25 protein-coding genes and 1 pseudogene are annotated in these 25,541 nt (G+C 35.6%); 8 read left to right on the forward strand and 18 right to left on the reverse strand.

What is annotated here, in order from left to right; genetic code table 11:
• Positions 1–136: 136 nt before the first annotated feature.
• The 5 genes from ACXVYO_RS09005 to opp4A are packed head-to-tail and all read left to right on the forward strand — an operon-like array spanning position 137 to position 5,766.
• Complete coding sequence (locus ACXVYO_RS09005) at positions 137–1,156, forward strand: ABC transporter ATP-binding protein (RefSeq protein WP_000795364.1); 1,020 nt, start codon at positions 137–139, stop codon at positions 1,154–1,156.
• Positions 1,143–2,069, forward strand: a complete 927-nt coding sequence (locus ACXVYO_RS09010) for an ABC transporter ATP-binding protein (RefSeq protein WP_458466758.1) — start codon at positions 1,143–1,145, stop codon at positions 2,067–2,069. The genes ACXVYO_RS09005 and ACXVYO_RS09010 overlap by 14 nt, the downstream gene beginning before the upstream one ends.
• Positions 2,070–2,083: 14 nt before the next feature.
• Complete coding sequence (gene opp4B / locus ACXVYO_RS09015) at positions 2,084–3,049, forward strand: oligopeptide ABC transporter permease (RefSeq protein WP_262751079.1); 966 nt, start codon at positions 2,084–2,086, stop codon at positions 3,047–3,049.
• A gap of 17 nt (positions 3,050–3,066) precedes the next feature.
• On the forward strand, positions 3,067–3,972 hold the full coding sequence (locus ACXVYO_RS09020) for an ABC transporter permease (protein WP_458466759.1): 906 nt from the start codon (positions 3,067–3,069) through the stop codon (positions 3,970–3,972).
• A 12-nt stretch (positions 3,973–3,984) separates the two neighbouring features.
• Complete coding sequence (opp4A, locus tag ACXVYO_RS09025) at positions 3,985–5,766, forward strand: oligopeptide ABC transporter substrate-binding protein (RefSeq protein WP_458466760.1); 1,782 nt, start codon at positions 3,985–3,987, stop codon at positions 5,764–5,766.
• Positions 5,767–5,866: 100 nt separating this feature from the next.
• Here opp4A and ACXVYO_RS09030 read toward each other — a convergent pair whose 3' ends face one another.
• From ACXVYO_RS09030 to ACXVYO_RS09045, 4 genes are all read right to left on the reverse strand, one after another.
• Positions 5,867–5,992 (reverse strand): DUF4027 family protein, encoded by a 126-nt coding sequence (locus tag ACXVYO_RS09030; protein WP_458466761.1) that lies wholly within the window; start codon positions 5,990–5,992, stop codon positions 5,867–5,869.
• A 211-nt stretch (positions 5,993–6,203) separates the two neighbouring features.
• A complete protein-coding gene (locus ACXVYO_RS09035) occupies positions 6,204–6,626 on the reverse strand; it encodes a universal stress protein (RefSeq protein ID WP_458466762.1) in 423 nt (140 codons plus the stop codon).
• Positions 6,627–6,691: 65 nt separating this feature from the next.
• Positions 6,692–8,143, reverse strand: coding sequence for a SulP family inorganic anion transporter (locus ACXVYO_RS09040; RefSeq protein WP_458466763.1), 1,452 nt, complete (start codon positions 8,141–8,143; stop codon positions 6,692–6,694).
• A gap of 155 nt (positions 8,144–8,298) precedes the next feature.
• Complete coding sequence (locus ACXVYO_RS09045; RefSeq protein WP_458466764.1) at positions 8,299–9,546, reverse strand: cell wall-binding repeat-containing protein; 1,248 nt, start codon at positions 9,544–9,546, stop codon at positions 8,299–8,301.
• A gap of 174 nt (positions 9,547–9,720) precedes the next feature.
• Between ACXVYO_RS09045 and ACXVYO_RS09050 the strand changes: the two genes are divergently transcribed.
• Together ACXVYO_RS09050 and ACXVYO_RS09055 are read left to right on the forward strand one after the other, a co-directional pair.
• Positions 9,721–10,398: a response regulator transcription factor gene (locus ACXVYO_RS09050; RefSeq protein ID WP_458466765.1), complete on the forward strand. Its 678-nt coding sequence runs from the start codon at positions 9,721–9,723 to the stop codon at positions 10,396–10,398.
• A gap of 11 nt (positions 10,399–10,409) precedes the next feature.
• Positions 10,410–11,801 (forward strand): HAMP domain-containing sensor histidine kinase, encoded by a 1,392-nt coding sequence (locus ACXVYO_RS09055; RefSeq protein WP_458466766.1) that lies wholly within the window; start codon positions 10,410–10,412, stop codon positions 11,799–11,801.
• Between the two features lie 162 nt (positions 11,802–11,963).
• Here the strand turns inward: ACXVYO_RS09055 and ACXVYO_RS09060 are convergent, their stop codons facing one another.
• On the reverse strand, positions 11,964–12,488 hold the full coding sequence (locus ACXVYO_RS09060) for a dihydrofolate reductase family protein (protein ID WP_458466767.1): 525 nt from the start codon (positions 12,486–12,488) through the stop codon (positions 11,964–11,966).
• A gap of 97 nt (positions 12,489–12,585) precedes the next feature.
• On the opposite strand from ACXVYO_RS09060, the gene ACXVYO_RS09065 reads away from it, so the two are divergent.
• Entirely contained in the window at positions 12,586–13,536 is a 951-nt protein-coding gene (locus tag ACXVYO_RS09065) for a helix-turn-helix transcriptional regulator (protein WP_458466768.1), read from the forward strand.
• Positions 13,537–13,588: 52 nt separating this feature from the next.
• Here ACXVYO_RS09065 and ACXVYO_RS09070 read toward each other — a convergent pair whose 3' ends face one another.
• The 13 genes and pseudogenes from ACXVYO_RS09070 to ACXVYO_RS09130 all read right to left on the reverse strand — a co-directional run bounded on the left by ACXVYO_RS09070 (position 13,589) and on the right by ACXVYO_RS09130 (position 25,539).
• Positions 13,589–15,013 carry a DUF4367 domain-containing protein gene (locus ACXVYO_RS09070; RefSeq protein ID WP_458466769.1) on the reverse strand — a complete coding sequence of 475 codons (1,425 nt, stop codon included), beginning with the start codon at positions 15,011–15,013 and terminating at the stop codon, positions 13,589–13,591.
• The gene (locus tag ACXVYO_RS09075; RefSeq protein WP_458466770.1) at positions 14,979–15,536 is read right to left on the reverse strand and encodes an RNA polymerase sigma factor; all 558 of its coding nucleotides are present in this window, start codon (positions 15,534–15,536) and stop codon (positions 14,979–14,981) included. Before ACXVYO_RS09075 ends, ACXVYO_RS09070 begins: the two co-directional genes overlap by 35 nt.
• A gap of 179 nt (positions 15,537–15,715) precedes the next feature.
• Complete coding sequence (locus ACXVYO_RS09080) at positions 15,716–16,150, reverse strand: HIT family protein (protein ID WP_458466838.1); 435 nt, start codon at positions 16,148–16,150, stop codon at positions 15,716–15,718.
• A 63-nt stretch (positions 16,151–16,213) separates the two neighbouring features.
• Positions 16,214–16,591 (reverse strand): OsmC family protein, encoded by a 378-nt coding sequence (locus tag ACXVYO_RS09085; RefSeq protein ID WP_306008056.1) that lies wholly within the window; start codon positions 16,589–16,591, stop codon positions 16,214–16,216.
• A complete protein-coding gene (locus tag ACXVYO_RS09090) occupies positions 16,575–17,993 on the reverse strand; it encodes an amino acid permease (protein ID WP_458466771.1) in 1,419 nt (472 codons plus the stop codon). The genes ACXVYO_RS09085 and ACXVYO_RS09090 overlap by 17 nt, the downstream gene beginning before the upstream one ends.
• A gap of 204 nt (positions 17,994–18,197) precedes the next feature.
• Positions 18,198–18,842 carry an amino acid ABC transporter permease gene (locus tag ACXVYO_RS09095; RefSeq protein ID WP_000345976.1) on the reverse strand — a complete coding sequence of 215 codons (645 nt, stop codon included), beginning with the start codon at positions 18,840–18,842 and terminating at the stop codon, positions 18,198–18,200.
• On the reverse strand, positions 18,843–19,499 hold the full coding sequence (locus ACXVYO_RS09100; RefSeq protein WP_458466772.1) for an amino acid ABC transporter permease: 657 nt from the start codon (positions 19,497–19,499) through the stop codon (positions 18,843–18,845).
• A 97-nt stretch (positions 19,500–19,596) separates the two neighbouring features.
• Positions 19,597–20,427, reverse strand: a complete 831-nt coding sequence (gene glnH / locus ACXVYO_RS09105) for a glutamine ABC transporter substrate-binding protein GlnH (RefSeq protein WP_458466773.1) — start codon at positions 20,425–20,427, stop codon at positions 19,597–19,599.
• A gap of 12 nt (positions 20,428–20,439) precedes the next feature.
• Positions 20,440–21,360: an amino acid ABC transporter ATP-binding protein gene (locus ACXVYO_RS09110; RefSeq protein WP_458466774.1), complete on the reverse strand. Its 921-nt coding sequence runs from the start codon at positions 21,358–21,360 to the stop codon at positions 20,440–20,442.
• Positions 21,305–22,765, reverse strand: a complete 1,461-nt coding sequence (locus ACXVYO_RS09115; protein ID WP_458466775.1) for an alanine/glycine:cation symporter family protein — start codon at positions 22,763–22,765, stop codon at positions 21,305–21,307. Before ACXVYO_RS09115 ends, ACXVYO_RS09110 begins: the two co-directional genes overlap by 56 nt.
• Positions 22,766–22,923: 158 nt before the next feature.
• The gene (locus ACXVYO_RS09120) at positions 22,924–23,895 is read right to left on the reverse strand and encodes a phosphotransferase enzyme family protein (protein ID WP_458466776.1); all 972 of its coding nucleotides are present in this window, start codon (positions 23,893–23,895) and stop codon (positions 22,924–22,926) included.
• A 23-nt stretch (positions 23,896–23,918) separates the two neighbouring features.
• Positions 23,919–24,553 (reverse strand): annotated as a pseudogene (locus ACXVYO_RS09125) (CPBP family intramembrane glutamic endopeptidase).
• Between the two features lie 386 nt (positions 24,554–24,939).
• Positions 24,940–25,539 (reverse strand): TasA family protein, encoded by a 600-nt coding sequence (locus ACXVYO_RS09130; protein ID WP_242242598.1) that lies wholly within the window; start codon positions 25,537–25,539, stop codon positions 24,940–24,942.
• Positions 25,540–25,541 lie beyond the last annotated feature (2 nt).

Below are 25,541 nucleotides of genomic sequence, written 5' to 3' on the forward strand. Positions count from 1 at the left end.
AACTGCATTCAATTTTTGTATAAAAAGATTTTTGAATATTTTCTTAACTTATGCTTGTCAAACATTGTCAATTTATATTAAAATAACAACAACATACAAAATATTTAGTCTTTTCTGAAAAGATGGAGGGATAGCCATGAAGAATCCACTTCTTCGCATTGAAAACTTACAGACTTCCTTTCGCATACAAGATCACTATCATGCCGCAGTTGATGATGTTTCGTTAACTGTCCATGAAAATGAAATTGTCGCGATCGTTGGTGAATCAGGTTGCGGAAAAAGTGCACTTGCCCTTTCTATTATGCGACTGCATAATGAAGCAAATACAAAATTACAAGGGCAGCTTAACTATAGAGATAAGGATCTACTAACTATGTCAGCCGCAGAGATGAATAAAGTACGCGGATCAAACATCGGTATGATTTTCCAAGAACCTCTTACAGCACTTGATCCTCTCATGACAGTTGGAAAACAAATCGAAGAAAACTTAGACTACCACACAAGCCTTTCAAAAGTTGAAAAGAAAGAACGCACCTTAGAACTACTCCATCAAGTTGGTATTCCAAAACCAGAACTTACATATAAACAATACCCACACGAATTATCTGGCGGAATGAGACAAAGAATTGTTATCGCAATTGCAATTGCTTGTAACCCGGCACTCATTATTGCTGATGAGCCAACAACGGCTCTTGACGTAACCATCCAAGCACAAATTTTAGACTTACTAAAATCTATTCAAGAACAAACGAAAATGGGCATCATTTTAATTACTCATGATTTAAGTGTTGTCGCAGAAACAGCCGATCGTATCGTCGTTATGTACGCCGGACAAGTTGTAGAAACAGGAAAAGTTGAAGAGATTTTTAATAACCCTCTTCACCCATATACTCGTTCTCTATTAAACTCCATTCCATCTGCGTACGGTGAAAAAGAAAAATTGCATGTAATTCAAGGGGTGGTTCCTTCGTTAGCGAAGCTTCCTCGCACTGGTTGTCGCTTCCAAGCTCGAATTCCATGGATTAGACCTGATCAGCACGAGGAAAATCCAATTTTACATGAAGTAAAACCAGACCATTGGGTGCGTTGTACTTGCTACAAGCATTTCAACTTCCAAGATAAGAAAGGAGATGACGTAACTCATGGCACTGCTTAAAGTAGAAGATTTAAAAGTACATTTCCCAATTAAAGGTGGTTTCTTCGGCCGCACATTAGATTACGTGCGTGCTGTCGATGGTGTAAGTTTTGAATTACAACCAGGTGAAACATACGGGATCGTTGGTGAATCAGGAAGTGGTAAATCAACAACGGGTAAAGCAATTATGCATTTAACGAAAGCAACAGAGGGTAGCATTCATTTTAATAATAGAGATTTAACAAAGTTAAGTCGCTCTGAGTTACGTGAACAAAGAAAAGATATTCAAATGATTTTCCAAGATCCGTATTCATCATTAAATCCGAAGAAACGTGTTCTCGACATTATTGCTGAGCCTCTTCGAAATTTTGAGAAGCTCTCACCTGATGAAGAACGTAGAGCAGTTCAAGAATATCTTGATAAAGTTGGTCTAAATCCAGAGTCAATTTATAAATATCCACATGAATTTTCCGGTGGGCAAAGGCAGCGGATTGGTATTGCACGCGCTCTTACATTAAAACCGAAGCTTATTATTGCTGATGAACCTGTATCTGCGCTTGACGTCTCTGTACAGGCACAAGTATTAAACTTCTTGCAAGATTTACAAGCTGATCTCGGACTAACTTACTTATTCATTAGTCATGATTTAGGTGTAATTCGTCACATGTGTGACCGTATCGGTGTTATGTATCGCGGACGCATCGTAGAAGAAGCAACTAGTGCAGAAATATACAGTAATCCGCAACATATTTATACGAAGCGCCTAATATCAGCCATTCCTGATATTCGTCCTGAAAACAGAGAGAGACAGCGTAAGCTCCGTCAACAAGTAAGCTCTGAATACGAGAAATCATACGGAAGTTATTTCAATGAAAACGGTCGGGCTTATGATTTAAAGCCAATCTCGCCAACGCACCGGGTGGCATTACCATAAGGGAGTGATAAAACATGTGGAAGTTTATATTACGGAGATTTTTAGTAATGATCCCGCAATTATTCGTGTTAAGTGTACTTGTCTTTCTACTAGCTAAGGCAATGCCAGGCGATGCCTTAACCGGCAGAGCGATGAATCCAAAAGCGGATCCAAAAGTAATTGAAGAACAACGTGAAAAACTTGGATTAAATGACCCAGTTGCAACACAATATGTTCGCTGGATTAAAAATGCAGCCCAAGGTGACTTTGGTATTTCCTATGCACATAAAATGAAAGTAACTGATTTAATTGGAGAACGACTTGGAAATACAGTATCTTTAGCACTTGTTATTCTTATTCTTACTTATTTAATTGCCATACCACTGGGAGTTATAAGTGGGCGTTGGAATGACACCTGGGCTGATCGACTCATTACCATTTATAACTATCTAGGATTTGCTACACCACTATTTATATTTGCATTAATTATGCTCTTCCTATTCGGATTTAAGTTTGCAATATTCCCAACCGGTGGTAGCGTAGATCCTCAAGTTGCAACAGGTACATTTGCTTACTATTTAAGCAAATTGAATCACCTTCTATTACCAGCTTTATCCGGCGCATTAATTGCAACAGTTGGTACAGTTCAATATTTACGAAGCGAAATTATCGATACGAAACATAAAGATTTTGTTCGTACAGTAAGAGCAAAAGGTGTTCCAGAATCAAAAATCTATTCTAGGCATATTTTACGAAATTCATTCTTACCAATTGCAGCCTTCTTAGGTTATGAAATTACAGGATTGGTTGGCGGTGCCATCTTCTTAGAAAGTATTTTTAGCTATCCAGGAATTGGACAACTATTTATACAATCTATCTCTCAACGCGATTTTAGTGTAATAACTGCACTCGTTATGTTTACTGGATTTGCAACGTTACTTGGAACTCTCCTTTCAGATATTATTCTAAGCATCGTCGATCCACGTATTCGTATTGATTAAAGAAAGGAGCAGACGTTATGTTAGCAAACCCTGAAAAACAAAATGAAGTTGTTCATTACGAAAAAAGTCCTTCTGGTTTCTCTATTATGTGGCGAGAACTTCGTAAAGATAAATTAGCAATGTTTTCACTTGTTTTCCTAGCAATCTTATTACTAGCAGTCTACGCAACATCTTTTATTATGAAACAAGAAGATATTGTACGAGTTGATTTATTCGCTATTTATGCTCCTCCCTCTGCTGAACATTGGTTAGGAACAGATTATGGAGGACGCGATATTTTCGGCCAACTTATTATTGGTACACGTAACTCCTTTACAATCGGATTAGCAATTACTATTCTTTCTTGTTTCATTGGCCTTTCAATTGGATTAATTGCCGGTTATTTTGGAGGAGCAATTGATAATATCATTATGCGCATTATCGACTTCGTTATGGTTTTACCATTTTTAATGCTTGTAATTGTTTTTATTACACTTGTTCCTACATTCAATATTTTCACTTTCATTTTAATTATGAGCGTGTTCTTATGGACAGGAAAAGCAAGATTAATTCGCTCAAAAGTATTAACTGAAAAAGAACTCGATTATGTCTCTGCATCAAAAACTTTAGGTACGCCAAACTGGAAAATCATTCTTTTCCAAGTGCTACCTAACTTAAGTTCCATTATCATTGTTAGCATTACATTAAACCTTGCTGGAAACATCGGTATTGAATCTGGTCTAACTTTCTTAGGATTTGGTCTACCAGAAAGTACACCAAGCCTTGGGACACTTGTTAGTTATGCTAGAAATCCAGATGTATTACAAGAAAAATGGTGGATTTGGTTACCCGCATCAGTCATGATTTTAACATTGATGCTGTGTATAAATTTTATTGGTCAAGCGCTACGCCGTTCGGCCGACGCAAGACAAAGAAAAGGATAAGGGGTGGAGGAAATGACAAATAAGCCAAAGTTTTTCAAAGTATTAAGTACACTTGCAGTTTCAACATTACTACTTTCAGCATGTGGGGGCAGTGGTAGTGGTGGTAGTGAAAAAACGAGCAGCACAAAAAAAGTAGATACAAATAAATTTAGTGCATCTGTTAAAAATGATAAAAAAGAAGTTAAAGATGGTTCATTAACATATGGTCTTGTTTCTAACACACCATTTGAAGGACTTTTAAATTTCGCTGTATATGAAGGAGATCCTGATAACCAAGTCATTACAATTTTCGATGAATCTTTATTATCAAATGACGAAAACTGGGAATACACGAATGATGGCGCTGCTACATATGAAATTTCTGAAGATAAAAAGACAATTACACTAAAAATCAAAGATAATGTAAAATGGCATGATGGAAACCCTGTTACTGCTGAGGATTTAGAATACTCTTATCTAGTGATTGGTAGCAAACAATATGCTGGTTCTCGCTATGACTCTCAAATGCAAATGATTGAAGGTATGGAAGATTACCACAATGGAAAAGCTGAAAAAATTTCAGGTATAAAGGTAACGGATCCGAAAACAATTTCAATTACATTTAAAGAACCGAATCCTTCAGTGAAAACTGGGCTTTGGGCATACCCTCTTCATAAGAAATATTTAGGAGATGTACCGATCGATAAATTAGCAGAATCTGATAAAATCCGTAAAAACCCAATTGGTTTCGGACCTTTTAAAGTGAAGAAAATTACTCCTGGAGAATCCGTTGAATTTGAACGTTTTGATGACTATTATGGCGGAAAACCAAAGCTGAAAAGCATGGTTTTAAAAGTTGTTAACCCTTCCGTTGTTAACGCGTCCTTAAAAAATGGCGATATTGACATTGCTGAAGTAAGTGCAGATCAATATCCAAATGTAAGTAAATTAAAAAATGCACAATTAGTCGGTAAAACCGATTTATACTATAGTTATATCGGCTTTAAATTAGGCCATATGGATAAAGAAAAAGAAGAAGTAGTGATGGATAAGGAGAAATTTAAAGATGTTCGTGTACGTCAAGCGATGGCGTATGCTATTGACCGAAAAGAAATTGGCGAAAAATTATATCACGGCCTACGTTATCCGGCTAACTCACCAATCCCACCATCTCTACCAAAATATCATAACAATAAAATTGGTGCCTATGATAAAGATGTAGAGAAAGCTAAAAAGTTATTAGATGAAGCTGGCTATAAAGATACGAACGGGGATGGATTCCGCGAAGATCCGAATGGTAAAGAATTTAAAGCTAATTTCTTATCAATGAGTGGTAGCGATGTAAGTGAACCTCTTGCAAAATTCTTTATTCAATCTTGGAAAGACATCGGTCTAAAAGTAGAGCTTCTTGATGGTCGCTTGCATGAATTCAACTCATTCTACGATATGATTAAAAAAGATGATCCAAAAGTTGACCTTTTCGCGGCAGCTTGGGGAACTGCATCTGATCCAGACCCTTCTGGTATTTGGGCTAAAAACGCAGCGTTCAATTACTCACGTTGGGCTACTGACAAAAACACAGAATTATTAAAACAAGGTATTTCTCCAAAAGCTGCTGATGAAAAATACCGTAAAGATGTATACGACAAATGGCAAAAATTAGTTCATGATGAAGTACCATTAATTCCACTTCATTATAAATTTGACTTAAAAGGTGTAAATAACCGCGTAAAAGATTATAAATATACACCAGAAGATCAATATAAATGGGGTAACGTTAGCGTAACAAGCGATAAAGCAGAAACAGAGAAATAAGAAAATAGCTCCTAGCATCTACATACATGCTAGGAGCTATTTTTTATTTACCATCCTTCTCTTACTATTAATAACAATCAATTCCTTCCCGACTCTAAGATTAAAAAATTTGATGAATCATCTTTATTACAACAGCTAACGTAACAGATGCAGCAAATCCCCCTAAACAAATAAGACCGACACCTTGGCTATATGATAAATTTTGAAATACTTTCATCTTTTTCATCCTCCCTCTCTCCCCTTCGATATGTTTATTTTACCAATGGAATAATTTTCATAACATCGATTTCACTAACAACTAACTTACAAATTTGTAAGTTAACAATTTTCCTTTAAACTTATATATCTAGTATGCCCGTACTCCCCCTCTTTATACGTAAAAAAAGACCTTGCATTATATCAAGGTCTTGCTTACACTACAGAATATCTCACTCAATTTATTTTATAATCATCACCGGGCATTTCACTCGTTTTGCTATTTTATGACTGACACTACCAAGCACCATCTCTTGCAGTGTATTTAATCCTCTACTTCCAGCTATAACAAGATCTATATCTCCTGTATTTACATATTGAACAATCGTATCTCCTGGATCACCATGTAATATCGTAATTGTATAAGAAATGTTCTTTTTCTTTAATAAACCTTCAATCTCTTTTAATTTATCTTTTCGACTAGCCGATATTGTTTCTAAATCTGTTTGGCCTTGTATAATATCTGATTTTGCCGTTCTATTATCTACTACGTACACAACTTCAACATTTGTTTCTTCACTACATTTCGCAATATATGTTGCATGTTCCGCTGCTCGAAGTGCATGTTCAGAACCGTCACATGCTAATATAATTTGTTTGTACATATGCTGAATCCCCTTTTCGTTATCCTACTCGTATTATATATTAAAGCCTCCTAAAAAGGAGGCTTCTAACTAGCAATTCTTTTATTATAAGTAGCTAAATTTGAAATGATCTTCGAGCTTCGTTCATTTAATCCCGTTATACTTACTTTCATGCCACTTTGTTCATACTTCATGATAACTTTATCAATTGCGGCTACTGCTGAATCGTCCCATACGTGTGCGTGGGTAAAATTCAACTCAATTTCTTTTACATCTTCATTGAATGCAAAGTTATTTATAAAGTCTGCTGTAGATGCAAAGAACAGTTGACCGTGAATTTCGTATATTTTCTTATTTTCAATATATAAATGTTTCACGTGAATCTTTGCCATATTGAATGCAAATAAAACCGCACTAATTACTGTTCCGATAATTACACCTAATGCTAAATTATGTGTAATTAAGACAATCACAACTGTTACGATCATAACTAATGCGTTTCCTTTTGGTACTTTATGAATCGTTGTTACAGAGTTCCAATCAAATGTTCCGATTGAAACCATAATCATAACTGCAACTAACGCTGCCATCGGAATATGAACGACATAGTCACCTAAAACAAATAGTAATACGATTAAAAATCCGCCCGCTACAAAGGTTGATAAACGACCTCGTCCACCTGATTTAATATTAATAACAGATTGTCCAATCATTGCACATCCTGCCATTCCTCCGAATAAACCAGCGACAATATTTGCAATACCTTGCCCACGTGCTTCCTTATGTTTATTACTTTCCGTATGCGTCATATCATCTAAAACTGAAGCTGTTAATAATGACTCTAGTAAACCGATAATTGCAAGCATAACTGCGTACGGTAAAATAATTCCTAATGTCTCAAGTGTAAAAGGCACGTCAGGAATGCTAAAGAACGGTAATTCTTTCGGCAAGCTTCCCATATCTCCTACTGTTTTCAACTGTAATCCGCTCATAAGTGCAATACTTGTCACAATAATAATAGAAATAAGTGTAGACGGTACAGCCGTCGTAATACGTGGGAATACATATATAATTACAAGTCCTAATGCGACAAGTGCATACATTTGCCAAGCGGCATTTTTAAAATGTGGCAATTGCGCTGTAAAAACTAAAATTCCAAGTGAATTTAAAAAACCACTCATAACAGATTTCGGAACAAACTTCATAAATGAGCTCAGTTTGAACACACCAAAAATAATTTGAACAATCCCCGTTAATATTGTCGTGGCAAATAAATATTGCAAACCGTGATCTTTCACGAGCGTCACCATTAACAATGCCATTGCACCTGTTGCAGCTGAAATCATCCCAGTTCTTCCGCCAACAAATGAAATGGTGACTGCAATACAAAAGGCTGCATATAACCCAACGGTCGGATCCACGCCTGCAATAACAGAGAAAGCAATTGCTTCAGGAATTAACGCTAAAGCAACGACAATTCCTGATAGCACATCTCCTTTCACGTTGGAGAACCAGTCATTTTTTATCGTTTGAAACAAAATACCACTCCTCTACTCTTTTCTCATTTGATTTTCTCCATAAGAAAATCTAAGCCGACTGCACGAAGGCTATTATATAACGAGTAGAGGATTTTGCGCTATGTAAAAGTTTCCTAAAAAAAGACGCTACCTTCATAGCGTCTTCTCTCATTTCATTAATGTCCACCGTGCCCTTGACCACTTTCTTGTACAATCTCTAACCTCTCATCCAATATACCTTGTGTTTCAAATGAAATATCACTCGTACTTCCTAATAAGAAACCGTGATTATACGGTCCAAGCGTTGGGTCATCTTTAAATTTCGGCTGAATAGTAGCAAGGAAGTCATACACTGGTTGTGAAGCTTTACCTTCTTCTAACAATACAACAGGTGCGTGTTTACCCATATGTGAAAATGGTGCTCCTGCGACTGCTAAGTCTGGTGTTTTGCTTGAAACAAATGATAAGCCGTGACCTGGTTTTGTGAACCCCCACCCAAATTTCGTTTTTTCATCTTTAAACTTCGCAAATGCAACTGAATTTTCTGTTGGAGTCTCACCACTAATACGCGTTACTTTCCCGTATTTACTTAACTCTTTTTCTGCTGCTTTTGAAATGATTTTTTCTGGTCCTAGTAAATATATATTCGCTTTATCTTTTCTCATCTTTAATGCCTCTATCGTCGCTTCTGGCACCTTATCTTTCTCTGTATATAAAAGCGGTTCTGGCATATGAGAAATCCAGTTCACAGCTGGTGTTGTGTATAAACGCCCTTCTTCTTCAGACGAACCGATAATAATACTATTCGGGTAGCTTCCTGTTATATCGGCATATTCTTTATCCACATCTTTAGCGAATGTAGCTGGATCCGTTTCTTTTATTTGCTTTACTTTATAATCTTTTAATTGCTCAAGGATAGATGCACCTACATCCCCCATCACCATAATTTGTGTTCCATCTTTCGTTCCGAGCGGATTTAATCGTTGTATTTCTTTTAATGTCATTTCGGGTACCTTTTCTTTTTCTATAAATAAAATCGGCCCGTTATTCGGATGATGAATAAGATCCGCACTCGCAATACCTAATTGCCACTCGTCTATTGGTACTAAAATAATAGCGCCTGGCTGATTCTCTTTATGCGTTGCTGGCCATATCGTTTGCGAAGTTAGTACTGCCATTTGCAGAGAATCATTTGTGTTTAATCTCGTTACATTTTTTAAACTTGTCGTTAATAAATCATTCGATGCACCTTCGTTCATTTCTTTCGGCGCAGTTACCTCCTGATTCATTTTCATTTCCTTTTGCTCTGTTTTTTTCTCTTCTTTAGATTCATGATTTTTATGATCCGTGTTTGTTTGTCCACATGCAGCAAGACCAACTGCTGTAATTATTGTTATCCCAAAAATTCGGGTCATCTTTTTCACTATACCGCCTCCGTATAAATCGTTTTCGAGCCAATGTCATTACCTAAAATGGAATTTCAACTTTACAATAACAAGCAATTCTGAAGAAATTATGCAGATGCATGATAATCTGCACCATTTCTTCATGATTTTGACTTACAATTTAAGTAATAACTACAAATGCGGAGGTACTCTATGGTCGATATACTACTCGTAGATGATGAGCCGAGAATGCTTGAATTATTAACGCTTTATCTTACTCCAATCGGATACAACTGCGTATGTGCAGTATCCGGGGAAGAAGCTATTTCACATATAGAAAATCGAAACTTCAAATTTGTTTTACTCGATATTATGATGCCAAAGATGGATGGGTGGGAAACGTGCAAAAGAATTCGATCATTTAGTAACGTTCCTATTATTATGGTAACGGCCCGTGATCAAACAGTAGATGTCATCCAAGGGTTAAAACTTGGAGCGGATGATTACGTAACGAAACCTTTCCATGAAGAAGAACTTTTCGCAAGAATTGAAGCCGTTTTAAGGCGAACGAATCAACACGCACAAATCCAATATCATGGTATTTTATGGGATGAGGCAAGGCATTTCATCTCTGTCGATAATGAAGAGCTTCTTCTCACTCCAATCGAATTCTCTTTACTCGGATTATTTTTACGTCATGTGAACTACGTATTAAGCCGTGATCAGCTCATTGAACGAATTTGGGGACTAAATACAAATACAGAAGATAGAACAGTCGATTCACATATTCGTAATTTGCGTGATAAATTACGAAAAGTAAATTTCCCTATTGATTACCATTTAAAAACTGTTTACGGAGTCGGGTATCGATGGGTTGATACTCTAGAGTAAGGAGCAAAACGATGAAGCGCATTTCTATTCAACTCGGATTTTATTTTTTAATTGTTACACTTTTAATAGAAAGTGTTCTATTTGTCTTGCTTTATTATAGCCTTGTCAACAATAGAGTAAATGAAGAAATGACCGGTTTATTAAAGCGCGGAAATAGTCACAGAGATGTCCTTGAAAAGTATTTTGATAAGCAAACAATCTCCCATGTTGCACTAATGGAATCCGAAGCTGAAACCACTGTTGTTATTACAGATGCAAATAAGGATGTGTTAGCTAAATCCAATGAAATAAATACTACTATAAAAAAGCATATTGAAAAGATGCAAACACGGACAGATCATGACGGAGCAATTATAGAGAATCATTGGAAAACATCTAATTATATATGTACAGTTAGCCCCATTGTAGTGGCTGGAAAAACGGAAGGCTATGTATATATGTTTCTCGGAACAGAATCAATCGAGGAAATGGTTAACGGGCTAACAAAACAATTCATTATTGCCGGAGTCATTACGTTTCTATTAACAGTCATCACCATCTTTCTATTATCAAGGTTGTTAACAAAACCATTGTTACACATGAAACATGCCACTGAAAAAATGAGTAAAGGCGATTTATCCGTTTCGTTAACGACTACTCGAAATGACGAAATTGGTGAACTAGCATCGTCTATTCAAACGCTTGCAAATGATTTACATTATATGAAAACAGAGCGAAGTGAATTTCTAGCAAGCGTTGCTCACGAATTACGAACACCGTTAACATACGTAAGAGGTTACGCTGATATCGCTTTAAAAGAAAGCACATCTCCTGAGCAACGTTTGCGATATTTATCTATTATAAAAGATGAGTCTGATTATATTACGAACTTGGTTCAAGATTTATTTTCACTTGCACAAATGGAACAACATAACTTTTCTATTCAAGTAAAGGAAGTACATTTACACACCTTCCTGACTCGTATAACCGAAAAAGTAAATGCCATATATAAAGAAAAATACATTAAAGTTACTTTCTCTTGTCCTCCTACACTGGTAGTAAGCTTAGATGAGAAGCGATTTGAACAAGTTATAGTGAACGTTTTAAATAACGCTTATAGACATTCAAAAGAGCATTCTCATATAAACATTTCTGTTACAGAAGAACATAAACATATTTCCATTACAATTGAAGATGAAGGCGAAGGTATTCCGCCTGAAGACCTCCCTCACATTTTCGACCGCTTTTATCGAGTTGATAAAGCAAGATCACGAGCTACAGGCGGAACTGGTTTAGGGCTATCTATCGTGAAAGAAATTGTAGAGCTACACGGCGGGAATATTACTGTAACAAGCGAATTCAATCACGGATCTTGCTTTATTATTTCATTGCCATCTATACAAAAACACGACTATCATCAGTAGTCGTGTTTCTTTATCATTTTACTTTATCCCGCTTTAATGGGCAGTAAGACCCCCACCTCAAAATTCAGCGAAAGCAAAGAATTTAGGTGGGGAATCAACTGCCCCTAAAAGTCCGATTGGCGAGGGCTGATAATCAGTGAGGATGAAGAAAACCCCCACTGATTAAAGTTTCACTTTATAATATAAATTTACAAATTGCCCAAAACGTTTCGTATCGGTTAAAGTTAAATTAATTTCTGGATTCTTGTCTTGAAATAATGGAACTCCAGAGCCTAATATATGCGGTGTAATTGTAACAACATATTCATCAATTAAATTATTCTTAAAGAATTCTCTTAGTAGACTTCCTCCACCGACCATCCATATTTTAGATCCTTCTTTTGCTTTTAACCTTTTTGTAAACTCTACTATATCTTCATTTACAAACTCCACGTGTTCGTTTGAACCTTTTTCTGAGTTAGAAAAAACATAACATTTTTTATCTAAATACGGGAATGGTTCTATATGCTCTACTACATAATCGTACGTTCTTTTTCCCATGATTATTGTATCAATTGTTTCATACATTTCTGTATAACCGTTATCTCCCTCTCCTTCCGTTTCCATTAACCACTCTAAATCATCATTTTCTTTCGCAATATATCCATCCAAACTAGCGGCTATAAATAAAACAATTTCACGTGACATCTCTTTTCCTCCTTGTGTTTCATCTTGATAACATTATGATGTAAACAATATACTAACAATAAAACATGACACTTTATGTCATGTTAAAAAGAAAAAGGTGATACATTTGTCAAAAGCTAAACGCTTATTAGATATTCTTATATTTGCTTCTGCCAAAAAGACATTTACAGCTCAAGAAATAGCTGATGAATTTAATATTTCCGTTCGTACTGTCCATAGATACATTTTAGATTTAAGTGATATGGGATTACCTATTTACGCTGAACAAGGTCGTAACGGAGGATATAAAGTATTAACGAATAAAGTCATTCCCCCTATTTTATTTACGGAAGAAGAAGCAGTCTCCATCTTTTTTGCTTTTCAGTCTTTAAGCTACTACAGAGACTTGCCTTTTAATACAGAAATCAATTCCGTTACGCATAAACTGTATAGCTCTCTACAACATGATGCGAAAGCGAAAGTTGATAAAATACGCTCTTATATTGCTTTTTGGAATCCAAAGAGAACAATTGATACACCTCTTTTAAACGAAGTGCTAACCGCGGCTATTGAAAATAAAAATTTACACTTTCAATACGAATCTAAATCGGGGATAAAAACAAAACATGTTCATCCTATCGGTGTATATGCTCATGATGGGCTATGGTACTTACCATCCTATGACTTCAGCAGAAAAAAAGTATTACTGTATCGCGTTGATCGTATTTTTTCTATATTATCAACAGAAGAAAATGAAGAGACGTTCATGAATTTAGAAGAATGGTTCGACTCGAGCTCTAACATAGTACACATTCCTACCCAGTTACATGTCTCATTAACAGCAGAAGGTGTGCGCCAATGCAAAAGCGTTCCTTACCTTGAAGAATTCGTGGTAGTAAACGAAGACGGAACAGGATATATACATTCAACAATTGATAAAGGTGAAATTAACTTTATTACCCCTTTATTTTATAGACTTGGAAAAGATGCACGAGTTTTAGAACCGAAAGAATTGATAGATGGTTTACGTATGCGTGCAAAAGAAGTTTTACATATGTATGAAGACTGAAAAAGCTGCTAAATATAAGCAGCTTCTTCGTCCTGTTGTTCCTATTGTTTTATTATTGACGAATATCAAACCACCAACGATTTTTCGAATTCATATTTTCAGTGTCACCAATCCCTCTGTAATTGAAAGCATCCAAAAAGATTGAATCTAATTTATCTTCATCTACAAAATAACCTAAATTAACTTTTACCGTTTCTCCTGGTCGGATACTGCCAATATTATAAAAGCTTTTTCCATCTCCGTGAGGTTCTAAATAATCAACTTCACCCGTCATAATACGAGTTGCGTCCATTCCCTCTTCTTTAGCGTAGTTCCATGCATTCTCTTCAAATTTAAGCTGTTTTATGGATGGATGCATATAGATTTCTTCCGTCGCCTGTTTACCAATGTTTTTCACTGTTGTTGTTAAGTAGACAAATTTAACATTAACGAATTTCGAATCTACTAATGTATCAATTGAATCTTTACCATTCCCTAATTTATATACATCCCGTCTGTACGATAGCAATTTTCCTGTCTGATCTAAAGCCTTCTTCTTGCTTAATATCCCTAGGCCAAGTTCATTAAAGTTCTCTTGTTTAAAATCTTTAATCGAATCAAAAACTTCAACTTTTTCTATCACATATTCAATTTTGCTGTTATCCATAGATATCGTTACTGGAACCTTTTGCCCTATATGAAATAGTCGTTTACTATCTTTTTTCAAAGGAATCACTTTAGGTTTTTTAGGTTCATCTGCTTGGCTAAAATACTTTTTATCATAATCTGCTATATGTGATGCCTTTTCTTTTGAAGTAGGATCCAGTGAAATATTCCCTAACACATCTATCATTTGTTCTTCATTTATATCTGATCCAATAAAACTTTCTAACATAATCCCTTCTTTCTCAAAAAAGAGAAAGACCTTCCTATCAAACATTATATTATTATTTCCAGTTTCTTTATGAACAATTACTGCTTTCTTGCCACCTATCTCTTTTTCTTCGTAGCTTTTTGAATATAAAGTTTGAAAGTCCGCATTTCCCCCTACTCTCCAAAGACTAAATGAAAAGCCTCCATTTGCGTCGTTATCTTTAAATGAATATTTCATAGCAGTGTCATCGATTGCTTCCATATTTTCTGGTAATTTATCGACTTTCAACTTATACCACTTATTACTCTTTTTCGGATCCTTATTTGTTACCGAAACATTTACTTCGTAATTTTGTTTTTGAACAATCATATTATAAACTTTCACTGCACCAAAAACGGTTGTCGGCATACCAATCAATAAGCAAGCAGCAGCGATTAACATACGATGTTTTTTACGCTTTTTCTGCGGTTGTCCATCTTTCAGCTTCATTTCCTCCATAAACAATTTCTTTTTGCGCGTATATGTATGTGAAAATTCATGTTGTTCTTCGAGTTTATCAAAATCATCTAAAGCAATTTTTTCAGCAAGGTCATACATTTCTTTGCAGTTCTTTGAATTCGTCATGTTGTATACCTCCTATCATATTTTGGACTCGTTTTCGAGTGCGTTCAAACTGCTTGCGGACATTGACCTCCGTTATCCCCATAACACTTGAAATTTCTTGATACGTTAAGTTATAAAAGACTTTGTATTTAAACACCTGTCTGTTAGATTCGTTGAACTCTTTTAGCAATGCATCAATTTGAAGCTCAGACATTTTACGTTTTTCCCACTCTTCAATATTTTCATCTACTGCCTCTACTGATTCTCTTTCATATTCTTCTAAAAATGTTTCATGTCGTTTATTTTTCCGGTAACTATCAATCGCCTTGTTTTTCGCGACCCTCAAAATGTAACGTTTAAGCTCTTCAGTGCTCAAGTTATGGAGCTTTTCCAAGTTCTTATAAAGAGTAATAAACGTCTCTTGAACTGCATCTTCTGCTTGCTGAATATTATTTAAAATAGAATAAGCTACATAATAAATTTTTTGTTCGTACAACTCGTATAGCCCTTCCATCTTTTCATAATCATTGTTTGTAACTTTCATATAATTCCTCCTCTCACTCTATATAACGAATGAGCAATATACTTTGTGACACTACATTATCTTTTTATAGTTAAAATTTAACAATAGAATAAACAAAAGCCCAATTTCTCTATTTTAACTGAGAAATTGGGCTTTTGTTTATTAGAATTTTGCTGACTGCTCCTTTAAGATCATCACTCTTACGCCTTTTTAGTAAGCAATATTCGCTCTATCGCTTCTTGTAACAAATGCTTTGTCTCTTCCAAGTTATGATTCTTCTTTTCTCCTAGTTGTACCGTATAAAACTCAGCAAACGAGCGCTCTTTATATCTCGGTACGACATGCATATGGTAATGCGTTAACTCATTAAAGATTCCACCATTTTGACAAACTGTAATTCCATCTGGTTTATATAATGTTTTAATCGCTTTTGCAATCAGCTTAGAAGTATCCATAATTGATTTCGCTACAACATCATCTAATTCGTCCACTTCTACAACATGTTGCTTCGGCACAATTAAAGTATGTCCTGGATAGAAAGGTTCATGATCTAAAAAACATGTTACATAGTCATCTTCATACACTTTATATATGTTTTCCTCTTCGTTTGCTAATTTACACCCTAAACATTCCATCATATTTCCCCCCTCTGTTAAAAACATAAAAACGTGAGAGCCGTATTCTCACGTTTTTATGTTTCACTTTATTAGTTCAATTGTTTCCGTAACTTTTATACTATCTTTTACCGATTGAACAATCGTGCAATTTTTTACTGCAAGTTGCAGCGCCTTGTCCAATTGCTCTTCTGTAATGTTTTGCGCTTTAATTTTATAGTGCAAATGAACACTTTCAACTGGTTTTGATAAAGCTTCACTTCTACCAATTTCAGTCTCAATTGTAAACGTATCGTATGTAATACGTTTCTTTTCTAAAATTGTTCGAAAGACAATTGCACTACATCCTGCGATAGAAGAAACGAGTAATTGTAACGGTGAATACCCATTTTCTTTTCCAATCGCTAATGGACCATACGATAAATCTGCCTGTATATCATCATGCTTAATTTTTATTTTCATACTTCGCTTCCATCTCCACTTTCATCGGTTTCTTCCGTTTCTTACTCATATAATAATATATATAGCAGAAAATGATAAATGGAATACCACAGTATAACGCCATTCTTTGCTCTGGAATAAACGCTAAACTAATAACAACGATACTATTTGTAATTAAAGCTAAAATAGGAACAATTGGATATAGTGGTGTTCTATACTTTAAGTCCTCTAACTTTCCTCCGCCTTTTATATACTGACTTCTAAAACGAAGTTGAGATAGAGCGATAATGATCCAACTTGAAACAGCCGATAAACCAGCTATAGATAATAAGTACATGTATACTGTATCTTCTGCAAGGAAACTTGTGAATAAAGAAAGACCAGCTACTGCAATCGTTACAACTAATGCTGTAATTGGAATACCACGCTTATTTACTTTCTGGAACGATGTTGGTGCCATTCCTTCATTTGCAAGTGACCATAATATACGAGTTGCCGCATATAATCCTGAATTCGCTACAGATAGTAACGCTGTAATAATAACGAAGTTCATAATATCAGCTGCGTATGGAATACCAATTTTATCAAATACGACTACGAATGGACTTTCAATTACGCCAGCTTCTTTCCAAGAAATTAACCCTACTAAAATCGTCATTGTTAAAATGAAGAATAACATAATGCGCCATACTGTATTACGAATCGCACGTGGAATTGTTTTTTCTGGGTTTTCACTTTCTCCCGCTGCAATCCCGATTAACTCTGTTCCTTGGAACGAGAAGTTAACTGTAATCATTGTAAGTAATACAGCAGCTAGTCCATTCGGGAATAATCCACCATCGCTTACAAAGTTAGAGAAAAGAGGTGCTGCTTCTTTTCCGTCATATGATATAAACCCTAATAATGCACTACCACCAAGAACAACAAATGCAAGAATTGTAACTACTTTAATACTAGAGAACCAAAATTCTAATTCAGCATAACTTTTCGCTGAAATTGCGTTTGAAGCATATAAAATAACGCCGAATACGAGACACCATACCCAAACATCGACATTCGGAAACCATCTTTTCATCATTAAACCGATTGACGTTAACTCTAGTCCTACTGTTACTGCCCAGCCAAGCCAATATAGCCAGCCGATCATAAAGCCCGTTCCTGGTCCAATAAACTTCGTCGCATACTTTTGGAAAGAGCCTGAAACTGGCATCGCTACCGTTAACTCTCCAAGACAAAGCATTGTTAAATACATAATAAATCCGCCCACTAAATAGGAAAGGATGGCTCCCCCTGGTCCAGCCTGATTAATGGTGTAACCTGAACCTAAGAAAAAACCAGTCCCGATTACCCCACCTAGTGCGATCATAAATAAATGTCTACTCTTCATCGTACGATGTAATTTCTCATTCGTTGGTTGCTGCATCTAAATCCTCCCCCTACCGATACCCCTATATCTTGTTAAAATTTTCTGATAATAAAAATATACACGAAAGCGATTACAATTTCTATATAAAATTAAAACTTTTCTGATAAAACAATGTAAAAAATCGAATTATTGCGAGATTTAGATTCTAATTAGAGGAAAATAAGGATAAACAAGGGAAAACCTTTACATATATTGTAAAGGTTAACGAAGTTCTAATCTTCTCGATAAAATTGATAAACTATAATTTACGATAAAGTACATACAAGCTACTACTATAAACGTTGGAATCATATAATTTACATTCTGCCCGCTAATAATTTGAGCATTATGCATAAGCTCTGGCAGTGATATACCAACTGCTAATGATGTATCTTTCAGCAATGAAATAAACTGACTGACAAGCGGCGGGACCATTCTCCTCAATGCTTGTGGCAAAATAATATGCCAAAGCGCTTGAACATACGTTAATCCTGAAGATCTTGCGGCCTCAATTTGCCCTTTTTCAATCGATAATAGACCACTTCGAACAATTTCAGATATCATTGCTGCTTCAAATATTGTTAAAGCAACAATTACAGCTGTTATAATCTCTAATTTCAATCCTACTTCTGGAAGTGCAAAATACGTGAAAAATATAATTAAAAGTAGTGGTAAATTTCGAATTACTTCAACGATAATTCCTAATACTTGTGAGACGACAGGTATTTTCATGTAGCGCAATATCCCTATTACACTACCAATAATAAAGCTAAGTACAATTGCTACGAGCGCTACCTCTAACGTTATAAGTAATCCTTTTAACAAAAACAGAATATGATCTCCTGTAATTGCTCCCTTAAAATCCATTTACACCGCCTCCTTTGCTAAGCGTTTTTCTAAATAACGCACTAGCATACTGAGCGGAATTGTTAATATTAAATAAAACATCCCGACAAATATATAGACGTCAAACGTAACAAACGTCTTCGTTGAAATTAAGTCTCCATGATACATTAAATCAGTACCCGCAATAATTCCGAGTATGGAAGAGTTTTTTACTAAATTGAGAAATTGATTTCCTAAAGGAGGGATTACGATTTTCATCGCTTGAGGTAAAACAACATGGTACATTGCTTGCGTATAAGTCAATCCTGAAGAACGTGCTGCTTCCATCTGACCTTTCGCGACTGATAGAATACCAGCGCGAATGACTTCCGCAATAAACGCTGCCGTATATACGGTAAGCGTTACTGTCCCTGCTACAAAACCATTTAAAGTAATTCCTATTACAGGTAAAGCGAAATAAAATATAAATGCAATTAATACGAGTGGAATATTTCTTACAAACTCTACAAAAGCCGTTCCCAACCAATTTAAAATACGAATAGGTGCAATGCGCATTACAGCAAAAATTACTCCCAAAATAAAGCTGCCTATTAATGCAATTACACTAGACATAACTGTATACTTAAAGCCCTCTAAATACATATCAATGTTATTCGTCAATATAGAAAAATCAGGCACATATTCTCCCCTCTTTCTTTACAAGAAGAGGATGAGCATCCCTCATCCTCTTACTATTTATCAATGAGAATAAAGCTCCATTAATGAAACTATCACTTTACTTCTCTTGTTTTTGCCCAATCCATTTCTCATACAATTTGTCGTACTCCCCGTTCGCCTTCATATCTTTTAGCAAGCTATTAATCTCTTTCGTTAAATCACCTGCACCTTTTTGCACTGCAATTCCGTATGGTTCATCTGTGAAAATTTTCCCTACAACTTCATAATTTGAATCTTGTTTTGCCATGCCGTAAAGAATTGCATTATCTGTCGTTAAGACATCGCCTTTACCTGCTTTTAACGCCGTAAATGCCTCACTATAATTTTCAAATTCTAATACGGTCGCTTCCGGTGACTTTTGACGAATATTATTTGTAGACGTTGAACCTTTTACAGCTAACACTTTCACACCCTTTTTCACATCATCGATACTTTTAATATCGACTCCTTTTTTCACAAGTAACGATTGCCCTGCTTTAAAATATACATCTGAAAAATCTACTTCTTTTTTACGCTCCTCCGTAATTGTCATTGTTGCGATAATTGCATCAATATCACCATTTTTCAGTAGTGGAATACGCGTTTTAGACGTTACTTCTTTTAATTCTAGTTTCTTTTCATCTCCAAGAATTTTTTTCGCAAGCGCCTTTGCGATATCAACATCAAATCCTTCTACCTGTCCTGTCGAAGGATTTTTCAAGCCAAATAAGTTCGTATCATTCTTCACCCCGACTACTAGTTTCCCGCGCTTTTTAATTTGCTCAACAGCCCCGCCTTGCTTCGTATTCGTTTCTTTTGCCTCATCTTTTTTACTTCCGCACCCGGCAACGACAAGTACGAATAAACATGAAAATACGATTAACGTAAACAACTTTTTCATTTTAAGCATAAAACTCCCCCTTTAATGATTTAACACTCTTCTTAAAAATAGACGAGCTCTTTCTTGTTCAGGACTTGCAAAAAATTGCGCCGGTGTTGTATCTTCAATGATTTGGCCATCATCCATAAACAAAATCCGATCTGCTACTTCTCGCGCGAATCCCATTTCATGCGTTACAACGACCATCGTCATTCCTTCTTTAGCTAGCGTCTTCATAACATCAAGTACTTCCCCGATCATCTCTGGATCAAGAGCAGACGTAGGCTCATCAAATAGCATAATTTCCGGCTGCATTGCGAGCCCCCTAGCAATTGCTACTCTTTGCTGTTGTCCTCCAGATAGTTGATGCGGGTATACACTAGCCTTCTCCGGGATTCCTACCTTCTCTAAATAAAACATCGCTGTTTTCTCAGCTTCTTCTTTTGAAACTTTATTTACTTTAATCGGTGCTAGTGTAATATTTTGAAGAACTGTTTTATGTGGATATAAATAAAAATGTTGAAAAACCATTCCAATATTTCGGCGTAATTCATTCATATCTGTTTTTGCATTGTGTACTTCCGTACCTTGTACAATTAACGCTCCATCTGTAATTGTCTCTAACTGATTTATACACCGTAGCAACGTACTTTTTCCTGATCCGGACGGCCCAACAACTACTACCACTTCACCTTTTTTCACTTGCACATTAATATCTTTTAAAACTTGAAAATTACCATAATATTTATTTACATGACGAAACTCTATCAACATACTCCCCCCTTCCCTTAACAAAGCATGTACATTCTTTTTATATTCAAAAATAGGCAAAAAAATAACTTCCGGCCTCATTTTTCCCATAAAAAAAGCAAAGGGATTTTCCCTTTGCTTTTTCATTTCTATTCTATTAAGATACTTCTTCTTTCTTATCTTTTCCGTATTCATGCTCCCAGAAATCAGCATTTTTAATTCCTAATGGCCCTGGATCAAATACTGGATCTTTTCCTTCTTTTTTCTGCTTTTCATAATCCTTTAATGCAACTAATGCAGGTTTTTGCAATAGTAAAATCGCAATGATATTTACCCATGCCATAATTCCTACACCGATGTCACCTAAAGCCCAAGCCGTTGCTGCTGTTTTTATACAGCCGTAGAATACAGCTCCTAAAAATACAAACTTTAGTACCATAGACATCCAAGGACGATCTTTATCACGATTTAAGTACGCGATATTCGTTTCTGCAATGTAGTAATACGCCATAATTGTTGTAAATGCAAAGAAGAGTAACGAGATGGCAACGAAACCGTTTCCAAATCCAGGGAAAACAGATTCTACTGCTGCCTGTGTATATCCAGGTCCTGGCTGTGCACCATTTAACTTATTTACGATAAAGTTTTTTCCGCTTGCATCAAATACGTTATACATGCCTGTAATAATCATCATAAATGCTGTTGCTGAACAAACAAATAATGTATCAATGTAAACGGAAAATGCTTGCACTAAACCTTGTTTAGCTGGATGTGATACTTCAGCTGCTGCTGCAGCATGTGCTCCAGTTCCTTGCCCTGCTTCATTGGAATAAATACCACGTTTTACTCCCCAAGAAATTGCTAAACCGATAATACCACCGAAAGCCGCCTCTAATGCAAAAGCACTTCTTATAATTAACATAAATGCTTCTGGCAACTTTTCAATATTCATAGCAACAATAACGCAAGCTACTAAAATATAACCAACTGCCATAAACGGTACGACAACTTGTGCCACGTTAACAATTCGCTTTACGCCACCGAAGATGATAATAGCTAATACAACAACTAATAAAGCCCCTGATACGGTAGTGTTAATTCCAAAAGCTGTTTCTAAACTTACGGCAATACTATTTGCTTGCACACCTGGCAATAAAAGCCCCGTTGCAAGAATTGTCGCTGCAACGAATACTAATGCATACCATTTCACACCTAAACCTTTTTCAATGTAATAAGCAGGTCCACCACGAAACTGTCCTTGATGTTTCGTCTTATATATTTGCGCGAGTGTTGATTCTACATAAGCTGATCCTGCTCCTAAAAAGGCTACTGCCCACATCCAAAATACAGCTCCTGGTCCACCGAAGGCAACCGCTGTTGCTACCCCAGCGATATTCCCTGTCCCAACGCGTCCTGATAACGAAAGTGCTAACGCTTGGAACGAAGAAACACCAGCTTCTGATTTTTCTCCTTTAAATGTCAGCTTCACCATTTCTCCTACATGCCTTACTTGTAAAAACTTCGTTCGAATGGAAAAATATAAACCTACTCCTAAACATAAATAAACAAGTGCTGGACTCCAAACAATATTATTTATCCAATTTACGATAGATTCCAACATTCCCCCTCCTTTTTATAAAGAATATTCAGAATATATATAAAATTATAAGTGTATACCGAATCTATAACAATATTATTTTAATAAAACAAACATGTTTTTGTATAAAAAAACAAAGTATATATTTATTTTATATACTTTGTTTTGAACAAAATGTATTATATATTCACAATTGCTTCTCTTTTTATAATTCTTTCGTACAGCTCTTCTGATAATTCTCGGAAGTTATCTGGCATATCTTTCCCTTTAAACTTCTTTTGAAGCGTGCCATATAAACCTATATCACGTAAGCGTAAAAATAGCGGTAACGATTCATACCAACTATCCGCCAACTTGTGTTCATATTCGTATCCTTTTCTTAGCATTTGTAACTGTTTACGAGCGAATGTCGTCTTTTCCTCCGCTGTCCATGGTGTAAATAGAACAGAATAATAGAGAACCATCGCTAAATCGTGTATAAAGTAATTATAAGCCGCATCATCAAAATCAAAGATTGTTAGCTCTTTACCATCATAATGAAAATTACCTGGATGAATGTCACCGTGCATAAGGCCGAACGTTTCTCTTTCAATGGGAAGAGCCTTTATTTCATCCATTAATACCGCTGCAATCTTTTTCACTTGATCATCTTCTAATTCATTAACAATGCCACTTTCATCTTCTTCCCACGTATCACGATAGTCTGTTTTAGGATAGTTCATTGTTAGACGATGCAGTTGGCCAATCGCTTTTCCCCATGCTTCAAAGTAAGCGTCTCCCCAATAAGCTGATTCTTCCCCTTTTACTTGCTCACCTTTTGCATATGTAAATAAGGAAGCGAAAAAGAAAGTTCCATCCTCTGCTCCAATTTCTTCTACAAGATTTTGAGACGTTGAATACAGAGGTCCTGCTACCTTTGCTCCATTCTCCGCAACATATCGTAAAAAATCTAGTTCAGCTTCGACTTCTTTCTTTGAACGGTGAGAAGAGTGGGTTAAACGTAATACGTAATCTTCATCACGATCGCCCTTCGCCTTAAAAATATAATTTTCAAAATCTCCAAGTGGCTTTTCTTCCACAGTTACATGAAACAAACTCGCTGCTCTTTTTAAAATCTCCTTGGTAAAAACGCGTTCTACAGCTATTTCCATCTATATCCCTCCTATATATCTTCTTAATTCGACACAAATGTGAGAAGTACTGCTATGAAATTGAATAGTGCGTGGGCAATCATAGCTGATAAAATAGAATTTGTTTTCTCATATAACCACGCAAATACTACTCCACCTAAAAAGCTCGCTGGTAATGTGTTATATGTTGGAATATGAACAACGGTAAATATTATGGAACTTATAAGCACCCCGCTCCATATGCCATATTTATCACGAAAAAACGTATAAAAAACACCGCGATACAGAACGCGTATATTGATTTATCATTTTGGATCGTTTTCATTTTACTATTTTCAAAAGAAATACCCAATTTCTCCATCATCATTAATATAGCAATACTAACTATAATTAAGAAAATTAGCGCTACAACTGTCCATAGGAAATTTCTCCATGAAAGCTTCCGAATTCCAATGTCTTTCCACGACAATTTATATCTTTTTATACAAAAAAGATAAACTACAGTAGTAAATATCACTGCCATTATAAATCCCATTAATACTCCCGCATATAATGCGTTCCCTATTACTTGTAAAGCATAGTCATAAAAAAGAGATTCAACTGCTACTGGAACAATAATGAATACAAACATAAATAAATATAAGATTTCTTTCCATCCCCACATATGCCTCAAAGTCATCTATATCATCCCCTATATCCTATTTTCTACAGTATAAAAGATGACGTAACGTAACTTTCAAGCTTATTTTTTCCAAATAATCCAAGCGTAATTTTCTCAAAAAAGAAAAAATTAACAGAAATAATTTCAATGTAAAGGAGATGGAAAGTATGTCCGAACAGAAGAGTTCACAACAAGATAATAACAAAAAGCATATGTTTCCATCCCTTCTATATCCCTCTATTCAATTCACCATAAATATTAGAAGTACTGCTATGAATACTATAAAAAATCTAAAAACAAAAAAAGGTTGATTCATTAAATCAACCTTTACACTATGAAAAGCTCTATTTATCAATTCTTCATCAATTGATTCTCGTATATAACATTTATTTTTATTTTTATTTTTATTTCTCTTCACCTTTTGTCTGCATTGAATTGAAAGTCCAATTTAATTTTAATGAATCTCCTTGAAATACATTTTGCTCTTCATCATTATCTACAAATGTGAACATTACATAGAAAGTATCATCATCACCAGGAGCAAGTCCATTTCCTTCTCGGTCTACAACACCTTTTTGTACAAGATCAGGAATACTTCCGTTTTGCGTAGCTACCTTTAATTCAGATAACGTAGTAGACCAAATTGGAACCTCATTTTTATCCAAATTCCACAAGAAATCAACACGGATATGATCACCAAAATCAGAATTCCCGTTATCTCCTTTAGCATCAATTACACTGTAATCTGTCAGGAGTTTCACATCTCCTATTGCTAAGGTTCCTTTGTTTACTAATTGAAAACCACGCTCCATTTCATCACCTGGTTTAATATTGTCGACATTAATAACAACTTCAGGATTAACACTCAAATCTAACGTACCCGCTGCAAAAGTGTTTTGTGATACTTCCTTATCACTAAAATACGCATATGTTCCCCCGCCAATTAAAGATAAACCAAGCGCTGCAGTTACAACACCCATACCAAGTTTTTTCTTCATACTCATTT

This window comes from Bacillus sp. BC08 (assembly GCF_054326875.1).